The 18798-nt window shown below is 61.5% G+C and carries 17 protein-coding genes; 10 read left to right on the forward strand and 7 right to left on the reverse strand.

From position 1 onward, the window contains the following. Positions 1-9 precede the first annotated feature (9 nt). Both JNL86_14065 and JNL86_14070 read left to right on the forward strand, forming a co-directional pair. Complete coding sequence (locus JNL86_14065; protein ID MBL8044035.1) at positions 10-810, forward strand: alpha/beta fold hydrolase; 801 nt, start codon at positions 10-12, stop codon at positions 808-810. A gap of 272 nt (positions 811-1082) precedes the next feature. Continuing rightward, positions 1083-2858 carry a fibronectin type III domain-containing protein gene (locus JNL86_14070; protein ID MBL8044036.1) on the forward strand — a complete coding sequence of 592 codons (1776 nt, stop codon included), beginning with the start codon at positions 1083-1085 and terminating at the stop codon, positions 2856-2858. A 48-nt stretch (positions 2859-2906) separates the two neighbouring features. Here the strand turns inward: JNL86_14070 and JNL86_14075 are convergent, their stop codons facing one another. From JNL86_14075 to JNL86_14090, 4 genes are all read right to left on the reverse strand, one after another. Beyond that, positions 2907-3737 (reverse strand): formylglycine-generating enzyme family protein, encoded by an 831-nt coding sequence (locus JNL86_14075; GenBank protein ID MBL8044037.1) that lies wholly within the window; start codon positions 3735-3737, stop codon positions 2907-2909. Between the two features lie 85 nt (positions 3738-3822). Further along, on the reverse strand, positions 3823-4482 hold the full coding sequence (locus tag JNL86_14080; protein MBL8044038.1) for a class I SAM-dependent methyltransferase: 660 nt from the start codon (positions 4480-4482) through the stop codon (positions 3823-3825). Between the two features lie 35 nt (positions 4483-4517). Beyond that, the gene (locus tag JNL86_14085; GenBank protein MBL8044039.1) at positions 4518-5009 is read right to left on the reverse strand and encodes an MOSC domain-containing protein; all 492 of its coding nucleotides are present in this window, start codon (positions 5007-5009) and stop codon (positions 4518-4520) included. 7 nt (positions 5010-5016) lie between these two features. Further along, positions 5017-5952, reverse strand: a complete 936-nt coding sequence (locus tag JNL86_14090; GenBank protein MBL8044040.1) for a 50S ribosomal protein L11 methyltransferase — start codon at positions 5950-5952, stop codon at positions 5017-5019. A 116-nt stretch (positions 5953-6068) separates the two neighbouring features. On the opposite strand from JNL86_14090, the gene JNL86_14095 reads away from it, so the two are divergent. The 5 genes from JNL86_14095 to JNL86_14115 all read left to right on the forward strand — a co-directional run bounded on the left by JNL86_14095 (position 6069) and on the right by JNL86_14115 (position 14118). Beyond that, on the forward strand, positions 6069-7859 hold the full coding sequence (locus JNL86_14095) for a hypothetical protein (protein ID MBL8044041.1): 1791 nt from the start codon (positions 6069-6071) through the stop codon (positions 7857-7859). Between the two features lie 87 nt (positions 7860-7946). Beyond that, positions 7947-11387: an MFS transporter gene (locus JNL86_14100; GenBank protein ID MBL8044042.1), complete on the forward strand. Its 3441-nt coding sequence runs from the start codon at positions 7947-7949 to the stop codon at positions 11385-11387. Between the two features lie 128 nt (positions 11388-11515). Beyond that, a complete protein-coding gene (locus JNL86_14105) occupies positions 11516-12265 on the forward strand; it encodes an amidohydrolase family protein (GenBank protein MBL8044043.1) in 750 nt (249 codons plus the stop codon). A gap of 11 nt (positions 12266-12276) precedes the next feature. Further along, positions 12277-12774, forward strand: a complete 498-nt coding sequence (locus JNL86_14110; GenBank protein ID MBL8044044.1) for a sigma-70 family RNA polymerase sigma factor — start codon at positions 12277-12279, stop codon at positions 12772-12774. A 75-nt stretch (positions 12775-12849) separates the two neighbouring features. Then, on the forward strand, positions 12850-14118 hold the full coding sequence (locus JNL86_14115; GenBank protein MBL8044045.1) for a hypothetical protein: 1269 nt from the start codon (positions 12850-12852) through the stop codon (positions 14116-14118). A 25-nt stretch (positions 14119-14143) separates the two neighbouring features. On the opposite strand, the gene JNL86_14120 is transcribed toward JNL86_14115, so the two are convergent. Continuing rightward, entirely contained in the window at positions 14144-14506 is a 363-nt protein-coding gene (locus tag JNL86_14120) for a hypothetical protein (protein ID MBL8044046.1), read from the reverse strand. 89 nt (positions 14507-14595) lie between these two features. Further along, positions 14596-15228: a hypothetical protein gene (locus JNL86_14125; protein ID MBL8044047.1), complete on the reverse strand. Its 633-nt coding sequence runs from the start codon at positions 15226-15228 to the stop codon at positions 14596-14598. 138 nt (positions 15229-15366) lie between these two features. Between JNL86_14125 and JNL86_14130 the strand changes: the two genes are divergently transcribed. Beyond that, complete coding sequence (locus JNL86_14130; GenBank protein MBL8044048.1) at positions 15367-16260, forward strand: RnfABCDGE type electron transport complex subunit D; 894 nt, start codon at positions 15367-15369, stop codon at positions 16258-16260. Next, positions 16257-17603, forward strand: a complete 1347-nt coding sequence (locus JNL86_14135; protein ID MBL8044049.1) for a DUF2330 domain-containing protein — start codon at positions 16257-16259, stop codon at positions 17601-17603. The genes JNL86_14130 and JNL86_14135 overlap by 4 nt, the downstream gene beginning before the upstream one ends. A gap of 90 nt (positions 17604-17693) precedes the next feature. Here JNL86_14135 and JNL86_14140 read toward each other — a convergent pair whose 3' ends face one another. Next, positions 17694-18134, reverse strand: a complete 441-nt coding sequence (locus tag JNL86_14140) for a hypothetical protein (protein MBL8044050.1) — start codon at positions 18132-18134, stop codon at positions 17694-17696. Between the two features lie 250 nt (positions 18135-18384). Between JNL86_14140 and JNL86_14145 the strand changes: the two genes are divergently transcribed. Next, positions 18385-18777 carry a DUF3015 family protein gene (locus tag JNL86_14145; protein MBL8044051.1) on the forward strand — a complete coding sequence of 131 codons (393 nt, stop codon included), beginning with the start codon at positions 18385-18387 and terminating at the stop codon, positions 18775-18777. The last annotated feature ends 21 nt before the right edge of the window (positions 18778-18798 follow it).

The raw sequence follows: 18798 nt of genomic DNA on the forward strand, positions 1-18798 counted from the left end.
TCCTCTTTCATGGAAGAAACCGTCGTGCTCCACGACAAGGCCGGTGCTCGAATCGCCGCAGTGCTGGCCGCTCCGAAGTTGGCAACTGACTCCATTGCCGTCCTCTGCCACGGATTCCTGTCGCACAAGAACAGCACCAGCAATCAGGCATTAGCGACGCGCCTGCTGGACCAGGGAATCGCCACGTTCCGATTTGATTGCTTCGGCCACGGGGAGAGCGACGGCCCCTTTGCCAACTTAACCACCACGATTGGAGTCGCCCAGACGATCAGCGTGCTGCAACATCTGGTGGCGCGAGGGTACCACCGGCTCGCCCTGGTCGGGTCCAGTTTCGGCGGACTCCTCTCGATCCTCGCTGCCGCCGAATGGACGGAGGCGCACCACGCACAGGCAGCTTCCGGTCCGCCGCTCGCCTGCCTCGCGCTCAAATGTCCCGTGGTCGACTTTGGTGAAGAGCTTCGTCTTGAACTTGGCCAGGAGGGATTACAAGAATGGCAACAAACGAATAGTATTCCAGATCTGCACGGCGGTCCAACCCGTATTCCGCTGGACTATGAGTTCTACGAAGATTGCCTCCGGCAGATCGCCTACGACCCGGCGCACACGATCACCGCCCCAACCCTGATCGTCCAGGGTAACCAGGACGAATATGTCCCCTTGCATCAGAGCCAGAGACTCTTGCACGCCTTGTCCGGCCCCAAACACTTGGAAATTCTTGACGGCGCCGATCACCGCTTCACCAAACCCGCCGACTTCCAGCAGATGCTGACCTTGCTCACGGAATGGATTTCTCGCCACACCGCGGCGTAGCGCGATCCCGACAGGAAATATTTTTCACACCCTGTCGCGGGTACACCATCCTCACAAAATTCTACGGCTCGACTGTTCACCCCTCGAAGGCCGACGAAGGCTTTCTCCTTCAGCGACTGCTCGAACTTGCACACCCCGCAAAAATTGAACAGCGCACGCATGGCAAATCAGTGCAAATCGGCTCGTGACGCCACGTTCTGCCGATTCACCGATGCTCTTGGCTGGCACGCCGGTTGCTCCATAGGCGCAGTGATTTTCCCGGAGGTACCACCATGAAGACGCCCAGGAGTGTGTTTGTATTCAGTGTTGCCGGTTGTTTATCGTCCACGCTGTGCGCAACAGCCTTGGTCTCAACCGCCGCTGCCGCAGACACCTCAACCACGTTGAGCTTACTGCAGCAACCGTCCCTTGACGCAGCCGTCACAAAAGCTCAAAGCAGCGGAACGGCGCCCGTCCTGCCCAGCCCAGCCGCGCTGGTCTTGACGGCCCCGAAAGGCCAAACCGCCGTCGGCACACTCGCGCTCAAGAAATCGAGTACGGACCAGCACACCTATTATCTCAGCACAAACCAGTCGTGGGTGTGGATGAATCCGCCCTATGGCAGCACCCAAACCATTACCTCCGAAACCGATCAGCTGGTCATCACGGTGCAAACCGCCAATCTGGCCGTTGGCACCTACTCAGCAACGGTTTATGTCGTCGATTCCGGACCGAACAACTTTACCAACATGCTTCGGATCCCGGTGTCGCTCACCGTCACCAGCGAAACTGTGGCTCCGCCGCCGCCAGCGGCCGTCACGCCGACCCCCGTGGTGGCTCCGCCTCCACCGGCACCGCCCGCCCCGGCCGTGGTGCCGACATCAGGCATTGCAACCAACCCGCTGGCATTGGCACTGACCGCCGCCAAGGGGCAAACAGCTGTCGGAACGCTGGCGTTGCGCAAAGGTGGCACCGACCAACACAGCTATTACCTCAGCACGAACCAATCATGGGTATGGATGAACCCGCCCTACGGCAGCACCCAAACCATCACCACGGAAACAGACCAATTGGTGGTCACCGCACAGACCAGTGGGCTGGCGGCAGGAACCTATTCGGCCGTAATCTACATTGTGGAATCGGGACCGAATAACTTCAGCAACATGCTCCGCATCCCGGTCACCCTCACTGTTACCACCACACCGGTCACGACACCGCCGTCTCCGCCCCCGGCGCCCCCGGCTGCCGTCACTCCGACACCCAAGCCGGTGATGCTGACGCCACCCCCGCCGCCGACCCCGGTGGTGGTTCCGCCTCCGCCGGCCCCGGCGCCACCAGCACCAACCCCGGTCACCCCTCCGGCTCCCGTTCCGGCACCCGTCACCACTGGACCGATCCAGGTGACCCCGGCAGCCCTGAGCTTGAGCAGCAGCAATGCGGTCGGAACGTTAACCTTGCGGAAAACGGGTACCGACCAGCACCTCTACTACATCAGCACGAATCAGTCGTGGGTCTGGATGAATCCGCCCTATGGCAGCACCCAAACCATTACCTCCGAAACCGATCAGATCGTTATTACGGCGCAACCGTCCGGCCTTGCGGCCGGCACCTATTCGGCGGTCGTGTACATCGTGGAGTCAGGGCCCAACAACTTCTCGAATACGCTGCGTATTCCCGTCACCCTCACGGTGACCGGCGGCCAAACCGCATCGGCCACGCCGCCCACACCCGCTCAACCGGCCGTCTCAACGCCCCCGCCACCGTCCCCCCCCCCCGCGCAATCAACCGCCTCGGCAACGACAGCGACCCCGACGGCGACTCCGAAGACCGCGAGTGCCACGGTCAGTTGGAATGCCAACACTGAATCAGATTTAGCTGGTTACCGGATCTATGTCGGGACACGATCAGGCAGCTACGGTGTCGTGGGGCCGTTCGAAGTCACCAACAGCACCAGCTTTACGATTCCGAACCTGCCAACCGGCACAACCTACTACTTTGCCGTATCGGCCTTCGACAAGTCAGGGAATGAGAGCGCGAAATCCGTGGAAGTGAGCAAGAGTCTGTTCTAGTCCAGGCGAGACCCCGTGAGCCGGAGGGCAGGAGTGCCCGGCTCACGGTCATGGAGCGGGATCAACGGTCTTGGCACATCGAAATCCCGTGTAGCTGTTGCGGGTCTCCGGCAAAAGACGAACACGTCCGTAGGCCAGCAGATACTTCGGAAGATCCGACCACGACCCTCCCCGTATCACTCGAAATGAACCGGAAGCCGGCCCTGGCGGATTCTTGAAGGGACTGAGCTCGTAGTAGCTCGCGCCATACCAATCGGCCACCCATTCCCCCGCATTCCCTGCCATCTGATACAACCCGTACGGACTTCGCCCCTGCTCGTAGTGCTGAACCGGCGTCAGCGCCTGGCTATAACTGAATCTGGCACCCAGGCCGAAGTTCGCCCACCCATTCTGAGGAGCCTGATGCCCCCAGGGAAAAGCGCGCCCATCAGGGCCCCGCGCGGACTTTTCCCATTCGGCTTCCGTCGGGAGGCGCTGCCCCCGCCACCGGCAATAGGCCTCCGCATCAAACCAACTCACGCCGATGACCGGACGATCGTGATGCTGGGCGAGATCCACCGCCTCCCATTGCCACGGCGCAGTTCGCTGAGCGTGGGCCAGGAATTCGGCATAGTGGGCGGTCGTCACTTCATGGAGGTCGATCTCAAACCGATCGAGCCACACCGCATGCTGCGGCTTCTCATCCTCGAGCGCATCGGGGCCCGTAGCGCCCATGAGAAACTCGCCCTCCGGGATCACGATCGAAGGAGGAGCCGCGAGGGGCTCTGGATGAGGCGCCTTGTGCTTGCGCAGGCGATCCAATTGGGCATGAACGGCATCGCTGCCGGCGAGACAGGCGAAGACCATGACCACACCGACCAAGGCCCTGAAGAATCGCATATCGATCCTACCTGCACACACGGGCTGCGGAGGGGATGTGGATATCACACAAGCCCGAGGCGATGAGCTGGAGCTGACACCATCGTTAGATGACCGTGCCCCCGACGACCCAGTGTCGATCGTCCGGAACGTCGATGAGCAGTCGAGAGAGATTCATTTCCGCAAGTTGCGCCGCCACTTCATCTTCGGTGAACGCCGCCAGCAGCGAATGATAGAAATCCCGTTTGAGCATGGGATCTTCATTGGCCGCATATTGCTCGACCAATGCCTGGGCATCCTCTGGTGAGTCGGGCCGCAGCAAATCCATCACCAGGATACAGGCGCCGGGCTTGGCCAACTGTTTCAGACGAAACCAGAACTGCAAGGGATTCGGCACATGGTGCAGCAGACTGTTCGACACGAGCGCATCGGCCTGCTCCGACAACACGAGCGATTGAAAGCGTTCGCAGCGAAGCGAGATGCGCTCAGCCAGCCCGGCTCCGGCCACCGCGTCAGCCGCCAAATCGAGCATGGCGCGACTGGCATCCACCGCCGTCACCCGCGCGTCGGGATACGAGCGAAGGAAGCGGATCGGAATATCACCCGGGCCACAACCCAGATCCAGCACATGACCCGCACTCCAATCAGGGAAATAGTCGCGAAACCGATCCACGAATCCCTGGTTCTCCTCGGCAAAATCGGCCTGTGCGTAGGCCCGGGCCTGCGCGACATCCTCCATCAACTCCGGCTCCAACGTACGCTTCATGTCATGCCCTTTGCCAACTGAGTCCCTATGTCCACTTATTCTTTCTCGCGTGGTATCTCCACAAGGACGAGATCCCCCTGACTGACTGTTCCCTCACACAAGACCCGCGCGTACAGTCGACTCCAGCCTGGATACGCCTCCTGAGAGATCCGTCCGTAGTCCCCATCCTTGAACCACTGTCCGTTCAGCCGGCAGGGAGTCGTATAACTCATAATTTCCAGCTGCACAGTTTCGCCGATCGTCAATCGGTCACCCGGTTGTATGCGTGGCCAATCCAGCCCGGCAACGGTCAAATTCTCTCCGGACGAACCAGGCCCAATCGAATGACCTTCTGCCCGTAGCGCCTCGATCATCTCCAACGAATAGAGACAGACCGCCCGATCGGCCCCACCGTGATACGTTCTGTTACGTTGGCGATCACCGGTCAATCCACGAGACGTGACGAGCGCTGAGGTGACAGCCCTCTTCGGCACACCGCCGTCGGACACACTGACCTGATGGATATGCGGGAGCGAGGCGCGCGTCACCATGGCTTCAGGTACAGAGTTCCCCTTCACACGATTCCATCGCCGTCGCCTCCAACGCGAGCCACCCATCCCGCTCCCGCGCGGCCTTCACATAGACGCCGCGCGCGGCGTAGGCGGCCTCGATCTCCGCCCGTTGATCGACCAGCAAGCCCGACAGCAGCAGTCGCGCGCCGCCAGTCGCATAGCGGCACACACTATCCGCAGCCAGCAACAGCGTCTGTCGATCCAAATTCGCCAGGACCAGGGTGGGAGTGAACGAGTCCTCTGCCCGTTCCACCTGGGCCTCACGCACAGCGAGCGTCAATCGTCCATCAAACCCGTTCAGTTGCGCATACTCGCGCGCACAGTCGATCGCCACCGGGTCGAAATCCTCCCCCACGGCCGCCTCGGCCCCGAGCCGCAACGCCACCATCGCCAACACGCCGCTGCCGGTTCCCACATCCAGCACCCGGTCGGTCGGCTCCACACAGTGCTGGAGCCACTCAATCAAGAGATATGTCGTCGCATGATGGCCTGTTCCGAACGCCTGCTTGGGATCGATGACCAGTTCGATCTCGCCTGTGGCTAACGGAACGATCTTCCAACTCGGCCGAATGATGACACGCCCAATCCTAATCGGCTCCACCAAACGCGACCACTGGGCATTCCAATCCTCATTGGGAAGGCGATTGATGGTGATCGCCCGTTCCGGATCCACTTGCCCAAGCAGTGCCAGCGCCGCCCTGAGGCCCTGCCACGTATCCGGCCCACAGCGGTCCCCCGGCCAATAGAGATGCACCTGATCGTCCTCCTGCCAGGCTCCTGTCACGGCCGGATCGTGTAACATCCCCAGCAGCTCGCCGGCATCAATCGACGTTCGCACGTCGACTTGAATCCAGTCCCCCGGGTGGCTGGAACTCAGAGGATCGGCCGAAGCCACATCGGTCTTGGAGGTTGACGTCATCTCAGACTCCCAGTATCGTCAGCACCATCATGCAACGAGTCTCACACAGACACTCGTCATCCACCCGCGAACGTATCTTCTTACGAGGCCTCCGACGCGTGGCGCGGCTGGAGGACATGGGCCGACGCAGCAGCGCGCGCTTCACCACCGCACGATTGGCCATCTTCGCGCTCGGACTCGTCGGCTCCATCATCCCGCATAAAATGGGATGGACCACCTCGGGCAACCTGACCCTCGCGTTCAGCGTCGTCCTGTTCCTAACGGTAGCCTGGTATCATAACAGGCTGGAAGACCGCTTGCATCGACTCCGCCGCTGGCGCAACATCAAACAGACCCATCTGGCACGCATTCACCTGAATTGGCCTGACATCCCGCTTCATCCTGTCACGGTGCCGGAGCGGCACGGCTATGCCAAAGACCTGGACCTCGCCGGCCCACATTCGTTGCTCCATCTGATCGACACCACCATTTCGTCGCAGGGCCGACAACGCCTGACCTCGTGGCTGCTGGAGCAGCCGTCGCCCACCGTTGCGTGGAGAACCCGCCAGGCCCTCATCCGCGAACTGACCCCCTTCGCGCTGCTTCGGGACCGCTTGATCCTGGAGGCGCAAGCCGTGGAAGACGCTGATATCGACGGCCGGCGGCTCCTCGCCGTCTTGCAGAAGCGGGTCGACGACTCCGGCCTCATCCCCATGTTGATTACCGAAACCGCCTTGACCGTCACCACCGCAGCACTCCTGCTCGCGGATCTTCTATACGGGCTCGGGAACTATTGGATGTTGTCGTTCGGACTCTACGCGTTCCTGTTCCTGTCCGTGCGCAGTCGGTCGGAAGAGATTTTCGACCATGCCCAATCGTTGCATCTCCAACTCGAGCGGCTCAGTGCAGTACTCGGGTATTTAGAGCGAAGAACCTACCGGCTCACCCCCCACCTGGCACAGCTCTGCCGACCTCTCCTGCAACAGCACACTCGGCCATCGCGCTCGCTCAGGCAGGCGGCGTCCGTCATGAACCGACTCAGCGTACGTGCGCATCCGCTGGTGCATTACCTCATCAATGCCTTGGGCCCCTGGGACCTCTACCACACGTATCGGCTGCAGCAATTGCAGGACCGAATCGCCACCATCGCACCGGGGTGGTTCGAGTTACTGGCCGAACTGGATGCAGCGGCATCGCTTGCCACCTTCGCGCACCTGCACCCGGACTATCGCTGGCCAGACCTGGTCGAACCCCGTGCGAGAGGGCAAGACGGCGGCGATGTGCCGATGCTCGACGCCGAGGGCCTCGCGCATCCGCTGATTCCATCGGCCGTCCGTGTCGCCAATCAGATCCGGTTCACCGGCCGAGGCCGTATCTACCTGGTGACCGGCTCCAACATGTCCGGCAAGAGCACATTTCTCCGCACCATCGGCATCAATACCTGCCTGGCACAGGCAGGAGGCCCGGTGTGCGCGACCTCATTCAACTGGTCACCGGTCCGCATCGGCAGCTGCATCCGTGTCGACGACTCACTCGATGGCGGCCTCTCGTTTTTTTATGCCGAAGTCAAACGACTGAAGAGGATCCTCGACGACACCCGGAACGAACAGGCCCCGCCGGTGCTCTGGTTGATCGATGAAGTCTTCAAAGGCACGAACAACCGGGAGCGGCTGATCGGCGGACGAGCCCTCATTACGGCGCTCGCGGGAGGAAACGGATTCGGCCTGGTGACCACGCACGACCTTGAACTCTCCGAACTGGAGCGGCGGCTCCCGACGGTCACCAATGTGCACTTTCAGGAAACCGTCGCGCAAGGCGCACTGCATTTCGATTATCGGCTCAAGCCCGGCCCCTGCCCGACGACGAATGCCCTCCGCATTATGGCCCTCGAAGGACTGCCGGTGGAGAGCCCAGATCCGTCCTCATGATAAGTAATTGCATCATTCCGACAGTTTCGGCAGACTGAGGAGCGACACACGACGCTGGCGTTCACCACTTGGACATGGGAGGCCCCTATCGATCCGCAGCCGGATTCCTCACAACGAACCCCACATCCGCTACGAGGGCTGCTCTTCGCGCAGTTCTGCGGCGCCTTTAATGATAACGCCTGGAAATTCATGGTTGCGCTACTGGGCATCCGGTCGGCCACGGCAACCCTCGCGCCCGGGCAAGACGTCGAAACCGCATCGCAAACGCAGACCACCCTTGCCATGGTGGTGTTCACCCTGCCGCTGGTCCTGACCTCCTTCATCTCCGGGTTTTTTGCCGATCGGCTCAGCAAACGCACGGTCATCATCACGATGAAGGCGGTGGAAACACTCCTCATGGCCGGCGCAACCCTCGCCCTGTTTTCGCATCCGACCGGCGGCTATTGGGCACTCGCCGTACTCGCCGGCATGGGGGTCCACAGCGCCATCTTCAGCCCGGCCAAGTACGGCATTCTTCCCGAATTGCTTCCCCACGAACAGCTCGCGCGCGGCAATAGTCTGTTGGAGCTCTTCACCTTTCTGGCGATCTTGACCGGCACCACGGCGGGAGGATTCCTGTTGGCCGGCGCCGGCAGCCAGGCCTGGCTCGCCCCCCTCGTCCTCACCCTCCTCGCCCTGGCCGGCTTCGTGGCAGCCTGGACCGTTCCGCCGGTTCCAGCCGCGCGTGCCGCCGGCGGCCTGTTCGACACCTTGCGGGGCGCGTTCTCTGCGTTGCAGGCCGACCGATTGCTCCGGTTGGCCATTACCGGCGCGGTGTTTTTCTGGACCATCGCGAGCCTCGTCGTTCAAAACGTGCTGGTGTACGCCAAAGCGGTACTGGGCCTCTCGGATGCGTTGGCAACCGTCCCCTCGGCGCTGATCTCCGTAGGCATCGGGGTCGGCGCGTTGGTCGTCAGCCGACTCTCCCGTTCACACGTGGAATACGGACTCGTCCCGCTGGGCGCGGCCGGAGTCGCGACCTTCTTGTTGATTCTGGGCTGGGCGATCCCCGCGTTCAGCGGCACGCTCCTGCTGATGATGGCCTTGGGTGTCTCAAGCGCGCTGATCTTCATTCCCATCAATGCCCTGGTGCAATGGCGCGCGCCGCACGACCGCCGAGGCTCGGTCATCGCCCTGGAAAACATTTGTGTCTTCACGGGCATTCTTCTCGGCTCATTGAGCGGCGGCGTCCTTGCCAATGCGGGTCTCTCCACTGTCGGCATTTTCCTTGCGACCGCGCTCGGCACCACCCTGGGCACAGCCTGGGCCATGTGGCTCATGCCCGAAACCTTCCTGCGCCTGATCCTCGTCCTCCTGACACATACCCTCTATCGACTCCGCATCGTCGGGCAGTCTCAGGTTCCCGTCACCGGCGGGGCGTTACTCGTGCCCAATCACATTTCCTTCATCGACGGGTTTCTGTTGATCGCCAGCCTGGATCGTCCCATCCGCTTCGTCGTCGACGCACAATATGTGAATCACCCGCTCTTCAAGCCCTTCATGAAGGCCCTGCAAGTGATTCCGATCTCGTCAGACGGCGGCCCACGTGTCATCCTTCGCGCCTTGCGGGACGCAGGCCACGCACTCGACGCCGGCGACATCGTCTGCATTTTCCCGGAAGGCCAGATCACCCGCACCGGCAACCTCCTGCCGTTCCGCCGAGGTTTCGAACGGATTGTGAAAGGTCGAGACGTTCCGGTCGTACCAGTGCATCTAGACCGCGTGTGGGGCAGCATCTTCAGTTTTGTCGGAGGACGGTTCGTGACCAAATGGCCGGAGCGTCTGCCCTATCCCGTCACCGTGTCGTTCGGCACCCCGGTGAGCGCCGACACGCCCGCCCATGAACTCCGCCGATTGGTGAGAGAACTCGGTGAAGCGGCCTGGCAACTGAGAAAACCCACCAGGCGTCCCTTACACGCCGCGTTTGTCCATGCGATGCGCCGGCATCCCTTCCGGTTGGCCATGGCCGATAGGCAAAAGCCGCACGTCTCCTCGCTGCAAGCCTTGATCGGCGCCATCGCCCTGGCACGTGCGCTCAAAGCCCATTGGACGGACCAATCATATGTGGGACTACTGCTGCCACCGACGGTCGCCGGAGCCCTGACGACGGTCGCGGCCTCACTGGCAGGCCGAACCTGCGTCAATCTCAACTACACAGTCGGCAAGGCCGGACTTGAATCCGCGGTCCGACAGGCCCAGCTGCGCACCATCGTCACCAGCCGGGCGTTCATCGAGAAAGCCAACCTCGACCTACCTGAGGGACCTGTCATCATCTGGCTGGAAGACATCGGCGCCGCCATCAACCCGCAGCAAAAAGCCCTCGCCGCACTCCTCGCGCTGCTCGCCCCGCTTAGGCTCATCGAATCGGCCTGCGGGCAGACCCGGCCGGTCACGATGGATGACCTTGCGACCATCATCTTCAGCAGCGGCAGCACCGGCGAGCCGAAAGGCGTCATGCTGACCCATTTCAGCATCGATGCCAATGTCCAAGCGGTTTCGCAGGTGCTCCCGCTGGACCGGGACGATCGCATCCTTGGCATCCTCCCGCTCTTTCATTCATTCGGATATCTGGTGTTCTGGTATGTCACGCTCAACGGTGCCGCAACCGTCTTCCATCCCTCACCGCTCGACGTGACAGCCATCGGTGAACTCTGCGCCAAACACCGCCTCACGTTCCTAGTCTGCACACCGACGTTTTTACAGCTCTATCAACGCCGCTGTACCCCGGAACAATTCAGCACGCTGCGAGTGGTGCTCACCGGGGCGGAAAAACTCCCGCTGCGCCTCTGCCAATCCTTCGAGGACCGGTTCGGCATCGGACCGATCGAGGGGTATGGCGTGACCGAGTGCGCCCCGGTGATCGCCGTGAATTGTCCCGACTTCCGCGCAGCCGGATTCTTTCAACCGGCCTCCCGGCGTGGCACGGTCGGCCAACCGCTCCCCGGTGTGTCCGTTCGCATCGTCGATCCCGACACCTTCGCATTACTCCCGCCCGGGACACCTGGCATGTTGCTCGTGAAGGGATCGAATGTGATGAACGGGTACCTCGGCCGTGAAGACTTAACCACTCAGGCGATCCGGGACGGATGGTATATTACCGGTGACATCGCCACACTGGACGACGATGGATTTCTGACCATCACGGATCGGCTGTCGCGATTCTCCAAGATCGGCGGGGAAATGGTGCCTCATCGACGCGTGGAGGAGGCCCTGCAATTGGCGTCAGGCGAAGAGTTGCAAGTCTGTGCCGTCACCGGCGTCCCGGATGAACGAAAGGGCGAACAGTTGGCCGTCCTGCACACCTTGCCGGAAGAGCGGATTCCACAGATCCTGGCAAAAGCGGCCGCCGCCGGTCTCCCGAACCTCTTTCTCCCCTCGCACAGCCATTGTCTCAAGGTCGAGGCGCTCCCGATCCTGGGAACCGGCAAGTTGGATCTCCGGGCCTTGAAACGGATCGCCATGGAACGGTTGGGCCTCCATGCGTCGTGACACAGGACTCGCGAAGCGAGCACAACCGAGATGCGGCGGGAGTTCCGAGGAGTGATATCAAGCCTCACGATGAAATCCCTGATCGACTGCCATGTGCATCTCGCGGCACCGCCGAATGGCGACGACGGATGCGACATCTCCCGCAAAACGCTCCGGGGTCCACTGTTCCGATTCCTGCTCTGGAAACACCGGCTCTCACCGGACACACCGCGCGAGCGCATCCCGATGAATTGCTGGCCGGAGTGTCCATCAACCCGCAACGGCGCGACGCCATCGACGAACTGCATCGTTGTGCGGACGCGGGAGCCGTCCTGGTGAAGGTGCTCCCCAACGCCAAACAATTCGACCCGGCCAACCCGCGGTACAAGGACTATGATCGCGCCCTCGCCGAGCGCAAGCTCCCGTTCCTGAGCCATGTCGGCTACGAATTCAGCTTGATCGGGAAGAACCAATCGGTGGGTGATCCAGACCGCCTGCGGCCGGCACTGGATGAAGGCGTCACGGTCATCGCCGCCCACGCCTGCAGCTATGGTGTGCTCCCGTATAAAAAGTTCCTGCCGACGCGACGCGACCTGGTGCAGCGGTATCCCCGTTTCTATGCAGCTATTTCTGCCCTGACGCTGCCGAACCGGATGCGAATGCTGCTCCGGCTGAGAACCTATCCCGAGATGCACAAACGCTTCCTCTTCGGCACGGACTATCCGCTCTCCGTCTTCCATGCGGTAGCCTGGGGCCGCGTCGCACTCGGCACGTTGCGCAACATCATCAAGACCACGAACCACTTCGATCGGCAGGTTGAAGTCTGTCGGGGCCTGACGCTGGGGTTTCGTTCGATCGGCGACCTCCTCACCCCCGCATCGGCGTCTCCCCGAGGATAACCGGATCGGCCATGTACCGGGACACCATCTTACACAGCCTGCGCGAAAGGATTCTGGCCTTCGCGACATCACGGGTTTCGAGGGACCTCGCCGAAGATCTCACCCAGGAGGTGCTGGTTCTGCTACACGAGAAGTATGCGCATGTGACGGAGCTGACCGAACTGGTCCCGCTGGCGTTTCAGATACTCCGATTCAGAATGTTGGATGCCCACCGCAAATCGCTGCGACGGGGTGAGTATAATCAAGACGCGATTGAGGATCTGCCGCTGACCAATCCCGGAGATGACCCGGCCATGCAATTGGATCAAAAGCAGCGCGTCGCCCGCCTGTTGGCGGCCGTGGCGCAACTCGGAGACCGCTGCCGGGACCTGTTCAAGTGGAAGCTGGAGGGGCACACGTTTCCGGAGATTCAGAAACTCATGGGCCAGGCTTCCATCAACACCATCTACACCTGGGACTTGCGCTGCCGGAAGCAGTTATTGAGTCTGATGGGGGGAACGTGGGAATAAGGATGGCGTCCAGATTGCCCCATGAGCGGTCTGCTCCACAGACCACGCATAGCATATCCCGAGCGACGATCCTCCATGGCTGAGCACGAACTGGACACATTGTTGGGCGGCTTCGCAGCTGATACGCTGACGGCCGAGGAGCAGCAGCGCCTCTATGCCGCGGCGTTGAACGATCAGCGGCTGTTCGATGCGCTGGCGGATGAGCAGGGGCTGAAGGAATTGCTCGCCGATCCCGAGGTGCGACGCCGACTGCTGGAAGCCCTCAGGCAACCGGCGACGTCAGGAATTGAACCATCGATGCCCTGGTTGAACTGGCTCCGAACACCGTCCGGACTGGCGTGGGCCGGAGGCCTCGCGGCCATCCTCTTCGCCCTCACCTTTGGCATACACATCTATCAGGAGAGTCTCGATCGGCAGGCCCGATCGGTCGCCACCGAGGAACCGGCTTCCCCCGCTCCGGTGAATCCCTCACCATCACGCGCCCTGCCGCCTCCACAGCCAGCGGCAGAATCAACGTCATCGGCGAAAGAGAAGAGCCCCCTGCCGAAGATGACGCAAGAGGCGAAGCGCGAGACACCAGCCAAGCGCCAGCGGGCCGATGCCGCCAAGCAGGCCCCTGCTGAAAACATGCGTGCTGCCGCCGAACAACCACGCCTATCGGAAGACCGCGCGCGACCGGCGGACGCGCCGTCCCCCGCAGCACCGGCCGCTGCCCCAGTACCCAGGCCTGCCCCCTCCGCATTATCCGCCACAGCAGCGCCAGCGCCGGCCCGAAGCGCCCGTGCCCTCTACTACGGAGGAGGTGCGCCATCCGCCGGAGCCGCCGTGAAGGCGGAAGAACAGGCACGCGGCGCCGGGTCACCAACGGTGTTGGGGGTGCGATACAGCTTTGCACTCCGGGGAAGTGACGGACAAAACCAGGAGGTCAGCAGGGCCATCGCCGCCAGGAGTCGAGAACCGGTTCGCCTGCTGGTAGAGACGACACAGGACGGTTATCTGCAACTTCTCCAGAACCTCGGCTCTGCCGGAACGCGGCTGTGGTGGCCACCGCAAGAAACCGGCAAAATTTCGCTCAAGGCCGTGGCACGTACCCGTACCGACATTCCCCTGCCGCCTCCGGCAGAGAGCGGCCTGCTTGATCTGGTCCTCCGGTTTTCACCCAAACCCTTCGGTCCGCTCACCATGCAAGAAGTCGGTATGCTCGATCGGTTTTCAGGCAATCTCCTCGTCGAAACGATCTCACCGGGCGACGCCACCGGCCAGCAGGAGTCGGCGACGTACGTGGTGAACCCCGAGGCGTCGCCCGCTGCCCAAATCGCGGTCGAGATTCCCGTCAGCCGGTAACTCGATACACCGCCACATCTCGCGGTCAGGGATACCACCGCAATACCAACAGCCCGGCCATCGCCGCCAGCCCGCCACTCACATACAGAACAAACCCCAAGGCCCCTGCCACAAACCACCGTCGGATGCGAGGATATTCGTCCGCCGTCAGGAGAGGGTGCAGGGCAACCGGCTTTCGCCACCACTGTGAGGGCATCGGCATTCGTCCTGCCAGCGTCCGATAGAGCACCACGTGATACCACCATCCGGTGGGAATCCCGATCACCAGACCGGCAGCCAGGGTCCAGAGCCCGTATTCAACCATCATGGGCGGGGTGACCATGACGGTCACCAGACCGATCAACCCGATCAGGCCCAGACTTCCCGCGACAATCAACAGCTCAAGCATGGGACCGAGTATACCGGAGACGATGCAAGGAGGGCGAAGAGAGGCTGAGGCGTGGACAGAACGGCAGCTGCCCTTCGCGGGCATCACCATCACGGTGGAGCATCGATATCAGTACGATTCCAGGTGAGAAAGAATAAGAGCGTGTACTGATTATAAAACGTGCGGCCCACCAGGGTGGCGGACGACCCGAGAAATTCACCGGTGCGATTGTCGTAGATGTCCAGGTGCAGTCGCGCATACCCGCTCTGATTCTGCTGCTTGTACAGCGTCAGTTCCGGAAGCGCGAAGGGAATCAACACACTCTGAACCGGCGGCATGCCGAAGAACGTCACGCCCTGCATCGTGCCGAATGACTCGGCCATCACGCGCACCAGATACGGCGTCTCCATGTCGCGCGCCCGCACCAGATACCCGCGACGCCCCAATTCCGCCGCCACCGTATCCCGGATGTAGAGAATATCGCGGTTGGGACTGTTCAAGGTACCCAGGTCCGAATTGGTCATGCGTAGACGGGACCGATCGCTTTCAAGACCCGTCGCATCCAGCTCGACATTCACGCCGGCAGGCAACCGCAAGGTAAGGTTTGTGAGGGCGTGCGTCACCGCTTGCGTCAACAGGACCTGCTCCACCGCCGTCCTGGGTGTTCGGGACAGCTCCTGTTCCAGCGAACAGCCCCCGACCAACATCATGAACAGAACAGCGCACAGCGCACGGTGCAGCATCTGTCTCTCCTTGGACCGCCTCTATCTTTTCAATCATATGCGGCCTGTATCAACTGTTCAATGAGGGATCTCCCTAGCCGTCGAAGACGTGAAAGGATTTGCCTTCTCGCTCCATATCCTCCGGTGAAGGGAGACATCATGGAGCAGACTCACACCTCGTCCCAGCCCAGAACCTCAGCGACTCCACTCGATCCCCGTCTCTACCAGATCCTGAGCCTTAGCGCGCTGCTATCGTACGGGTTCGGCTGGCTCCACTTCGATGTCTCGTGCGAACAAATCGTCGTCACCATCGGAACCGCGCTGTTGGCGCAGTATACCGCGACCCGCCTCGTCGGTCTGCCTGCATTCGATCCCAAGAGTGCGCTCATCTCCGGACTCTCGCTCTGCCTGCTCCTCCGCACGAACGAGCTAGCCGTGTCGGCGGCGGCGGCGCTCCTGGCGATATCCAGCAAGTTCCTCTTTCACCGGCGCAACAAGCATCTCTTTAACCCGACCAACTTCGCGCTGGCCGTCACCTTGGCAGCCGGCCTAGGGTGGATCTCCCCGGGCCAGTGGGGCCAGACCGCCTGGTTCGGCTTTCTCGTGGCTTGCCTCGGAGGCCTGGTGGTGACTCGTGCCGCGCGAGCCGATGTGACGCTGACATTCCTCTGCGCCTATGTCGGCCTGCTGGTCGGACGCAGCCTCTGGCTCGGCGATCCCATGACGATTCCACTGCATCAACTCGAAACCGGTGCCCTCCTGATTTTTTCCTTCTTCATGATCTCGGACCCGAAGACCACGCCGGATTCCCGCTCGGGACGGATCATGTACGCCTTCTGCGTCGCCCTCACCGCTTACTATGTCCAGTTCAACCTGTTTCGCCCCAATGCGCCCCTGTGGGGGCTCATCGTCTGCGCACCACTTGTGCCGTTGATCGATGCCTGGCTGCCGGGTCAGCACTACGACTGGCCCGTCGCATCATCTCATGACGCATCCCCTCTGATTTCGGTGCCGCATCCCCTGTCCATTTCACAACCAAGGAGGTTTTCATGAGACGTTGGCTGGTTCCCGTTCTGACATTCGCTGCGGGGCTGTTCTTCTGCGGCGCCGAGGCGTCGGCCTTCTGCGGCTTCTACGTCGGCAAGGCCGACAGCACGCTGTTCAACAAGGCCTCGGAGGTGGCCATCGCTCGGCACGACAATAAAACAGTGATCACCATGGCAAACGATTACGAGGGCGACGCGAAGGAGTTCGCCCTGGTCGTGCCGGTGCCGACCATTCTGGAGAAAGGGCAGATCCACGTGGGCGACGCAGCAATACTCAAACATCTCGCCGACTATTCGGCCCCGCGGCTCGTGGAATACTTCGACGAGAATCCCTGCCGCCGGTACGACTTGACGGAGCGCCGGAGCATGGACGCCATGAAAAGCATGGCGCCGGCTGCGGCCTCATCGAAGGCACGTGAGCAGGCCCTGGGGATCACCATCGAGGCGCAATACACCGTCGGGGAATATGACATCCTCATCCTCTCGGCCCAGGAAAGTGCCGGACTCGAAACCTGGCTGACCGAGCACGAATATAGAATCCCCAAGGGAGCGTCCCTGGTCCTTCACAGCTACCTGAAACAAGGGATGAAATTTTTCGTGGCCAAGGTGAACGTGGGCGAGCAGGCCAAACTTGGGCTGACGCACCTCCGGCCGTTGCAGATTGCCTTCGAATCGCCGAAGTTCATGCTGCCGATCCGCCTCGGGACGGTGAATGCCGACGGCATGCAGGAATTGTTCATCTATCTGTTGACCAAACAAGGACGGGTGGAGACGACGAACTATCGGACCGTGCGCGTTCCCGAGGCCCAGGACGTGCCGATCTACGTCAAGGACCGGTTCGGCGATTTCTATCGGGACCTCTTCTCCCAACAGGTCAAGCGGGAGAACCAGCGCGGCCTCTTCCTCGAATATGCCTGGGACATGAACTGGTGTGATCCCTGCGCCGCCAATCCGCTGTCGGCTGAAGAACTGCGCAACCTGGGCGTCTTCTGGCAGGAGCCCCAAGGCCGTGGCGGGAGATCGTTCCCGCAAGGCCAGAACGTGTTTCTCACACGGCTGCATGTTCGGTACGATGCCGCGCACTTTCCGGAAGATCTCGTGTTTCAGGAGACGTCGGATCGCGCCAACTTCCAGGCGCGCTATATCATTCGTCATGCCTGGACCGGAACGGATGCGTGCGCGGCGGCCACCACCTACCGAGAACAGTTACGGGAACGCTATGAGCGCGAGGCCCAGACCCTGGCCTCATTGACCGGATGGAGGATCGAGGACATCCGCCATGCGATGCACATCGCGTCACGGCCCGCCGGGGATGAAACACCGTGGTATCAACGATTGTGGGTAAACTAGGCACACTGGCAGCGACAGAGGAGGCCGGGAGAATCCGGCCTCCTCACACCTGCGCGAACGCGGTAGGCTCAGGACCTTCGAATCGGCCGGTTACTTAGAGGTGCACTCGCCCGTTCGCTTTCCATCGACTTTCATCGTGACCGAAAGCGCCTTGTCTCCCTTTGGGGTGGCTTTCCGAACCACAGAAAAACTGGTGCCCGACACCGTGCCTTCCACGCGAGTGATCGCATAGACCCCTTCGATGTCATAGCTGATGTTCCCACCATGCATCGAGACGTTCATTACTTTATTCGCCGGATTGGGTTTGAAGCCATTCAGAGCATAATAATTAAAGACCGCGTCGGGATTGGCCAGGTGCTCTTCCTTCAGGCACCGGCTATGCGTATCCGGCTTGCCTGCCTCGCCGCTACTACTTTCCGTGACCGCCGTCACCTGATACTCCCCCGGCTTGAGAGGCACCGATTCCGCCCCCATCGCCGGTGCGGCACAGATGAGGCCTGCCAGTACGTAGCTGCCAACGCGTCTCGTCATGTTCGATCCTCCTTGTGATACCAGGGTGCGTCCGCTCCTGGGTGCTGAGAGATCACCAGGACGCCTCGCCCGAACTCGTGCCCCATCAAGGACCCGGCGATTGTGCTCATGCCTCAGGACATTGTCAACCGCTTCCTCCTTGTCGACCCGGCTGCCCCGACGCTTCCTGGCTTATTTCCTCGATGACTATGGTATAGTCGGGCGCCATGAGCGTGATCTATCTCTGGTGCACAACAAGGAGGATTCACCCATGACCACCGGCCATCGCCCGATGATTGCCGCATTCGGCGGGCTATTTCTCCTGCTGCTTTCGGCCTGTTCCCTGAAAGCCACCTTCAAGGAAACGACGGATACGACCTCGAATATCACCGGCACGACCTCCGGTCGTATCTGGTGGAACGAGGACGGCCTGCTGAGACCGGAACACAAGGTAGCGGCATTCACCGCCTATACCGCGGAGAATCTGGAAACTGATGCGGCACGCGGACAGGGTGAATACCTCGCGTCGCTCAACTCGCTCACCGCCGCATCCGGCAGCCCGGCCTATCAACCGACGGTACAGGAAGTCTTCACCCGGTGGAGCCGATCAACGAACCCCTCGGCCACTGACCTGGTGAACGATCTACAGGCGTCGGCCCGCTGAGCGGACACGGGCCAGTCACAA

Origin of the sequence: Nitrospira sp., from assembly GCA_016788885.1 — a bacterium.
In the GTDB taxonomy this organism is placed as follows: domain Bacteria; phylum Nitrospirota; class Nitrospiria; order Nitrospirales; family Nitrospiraceae; genus Nitrospira_A.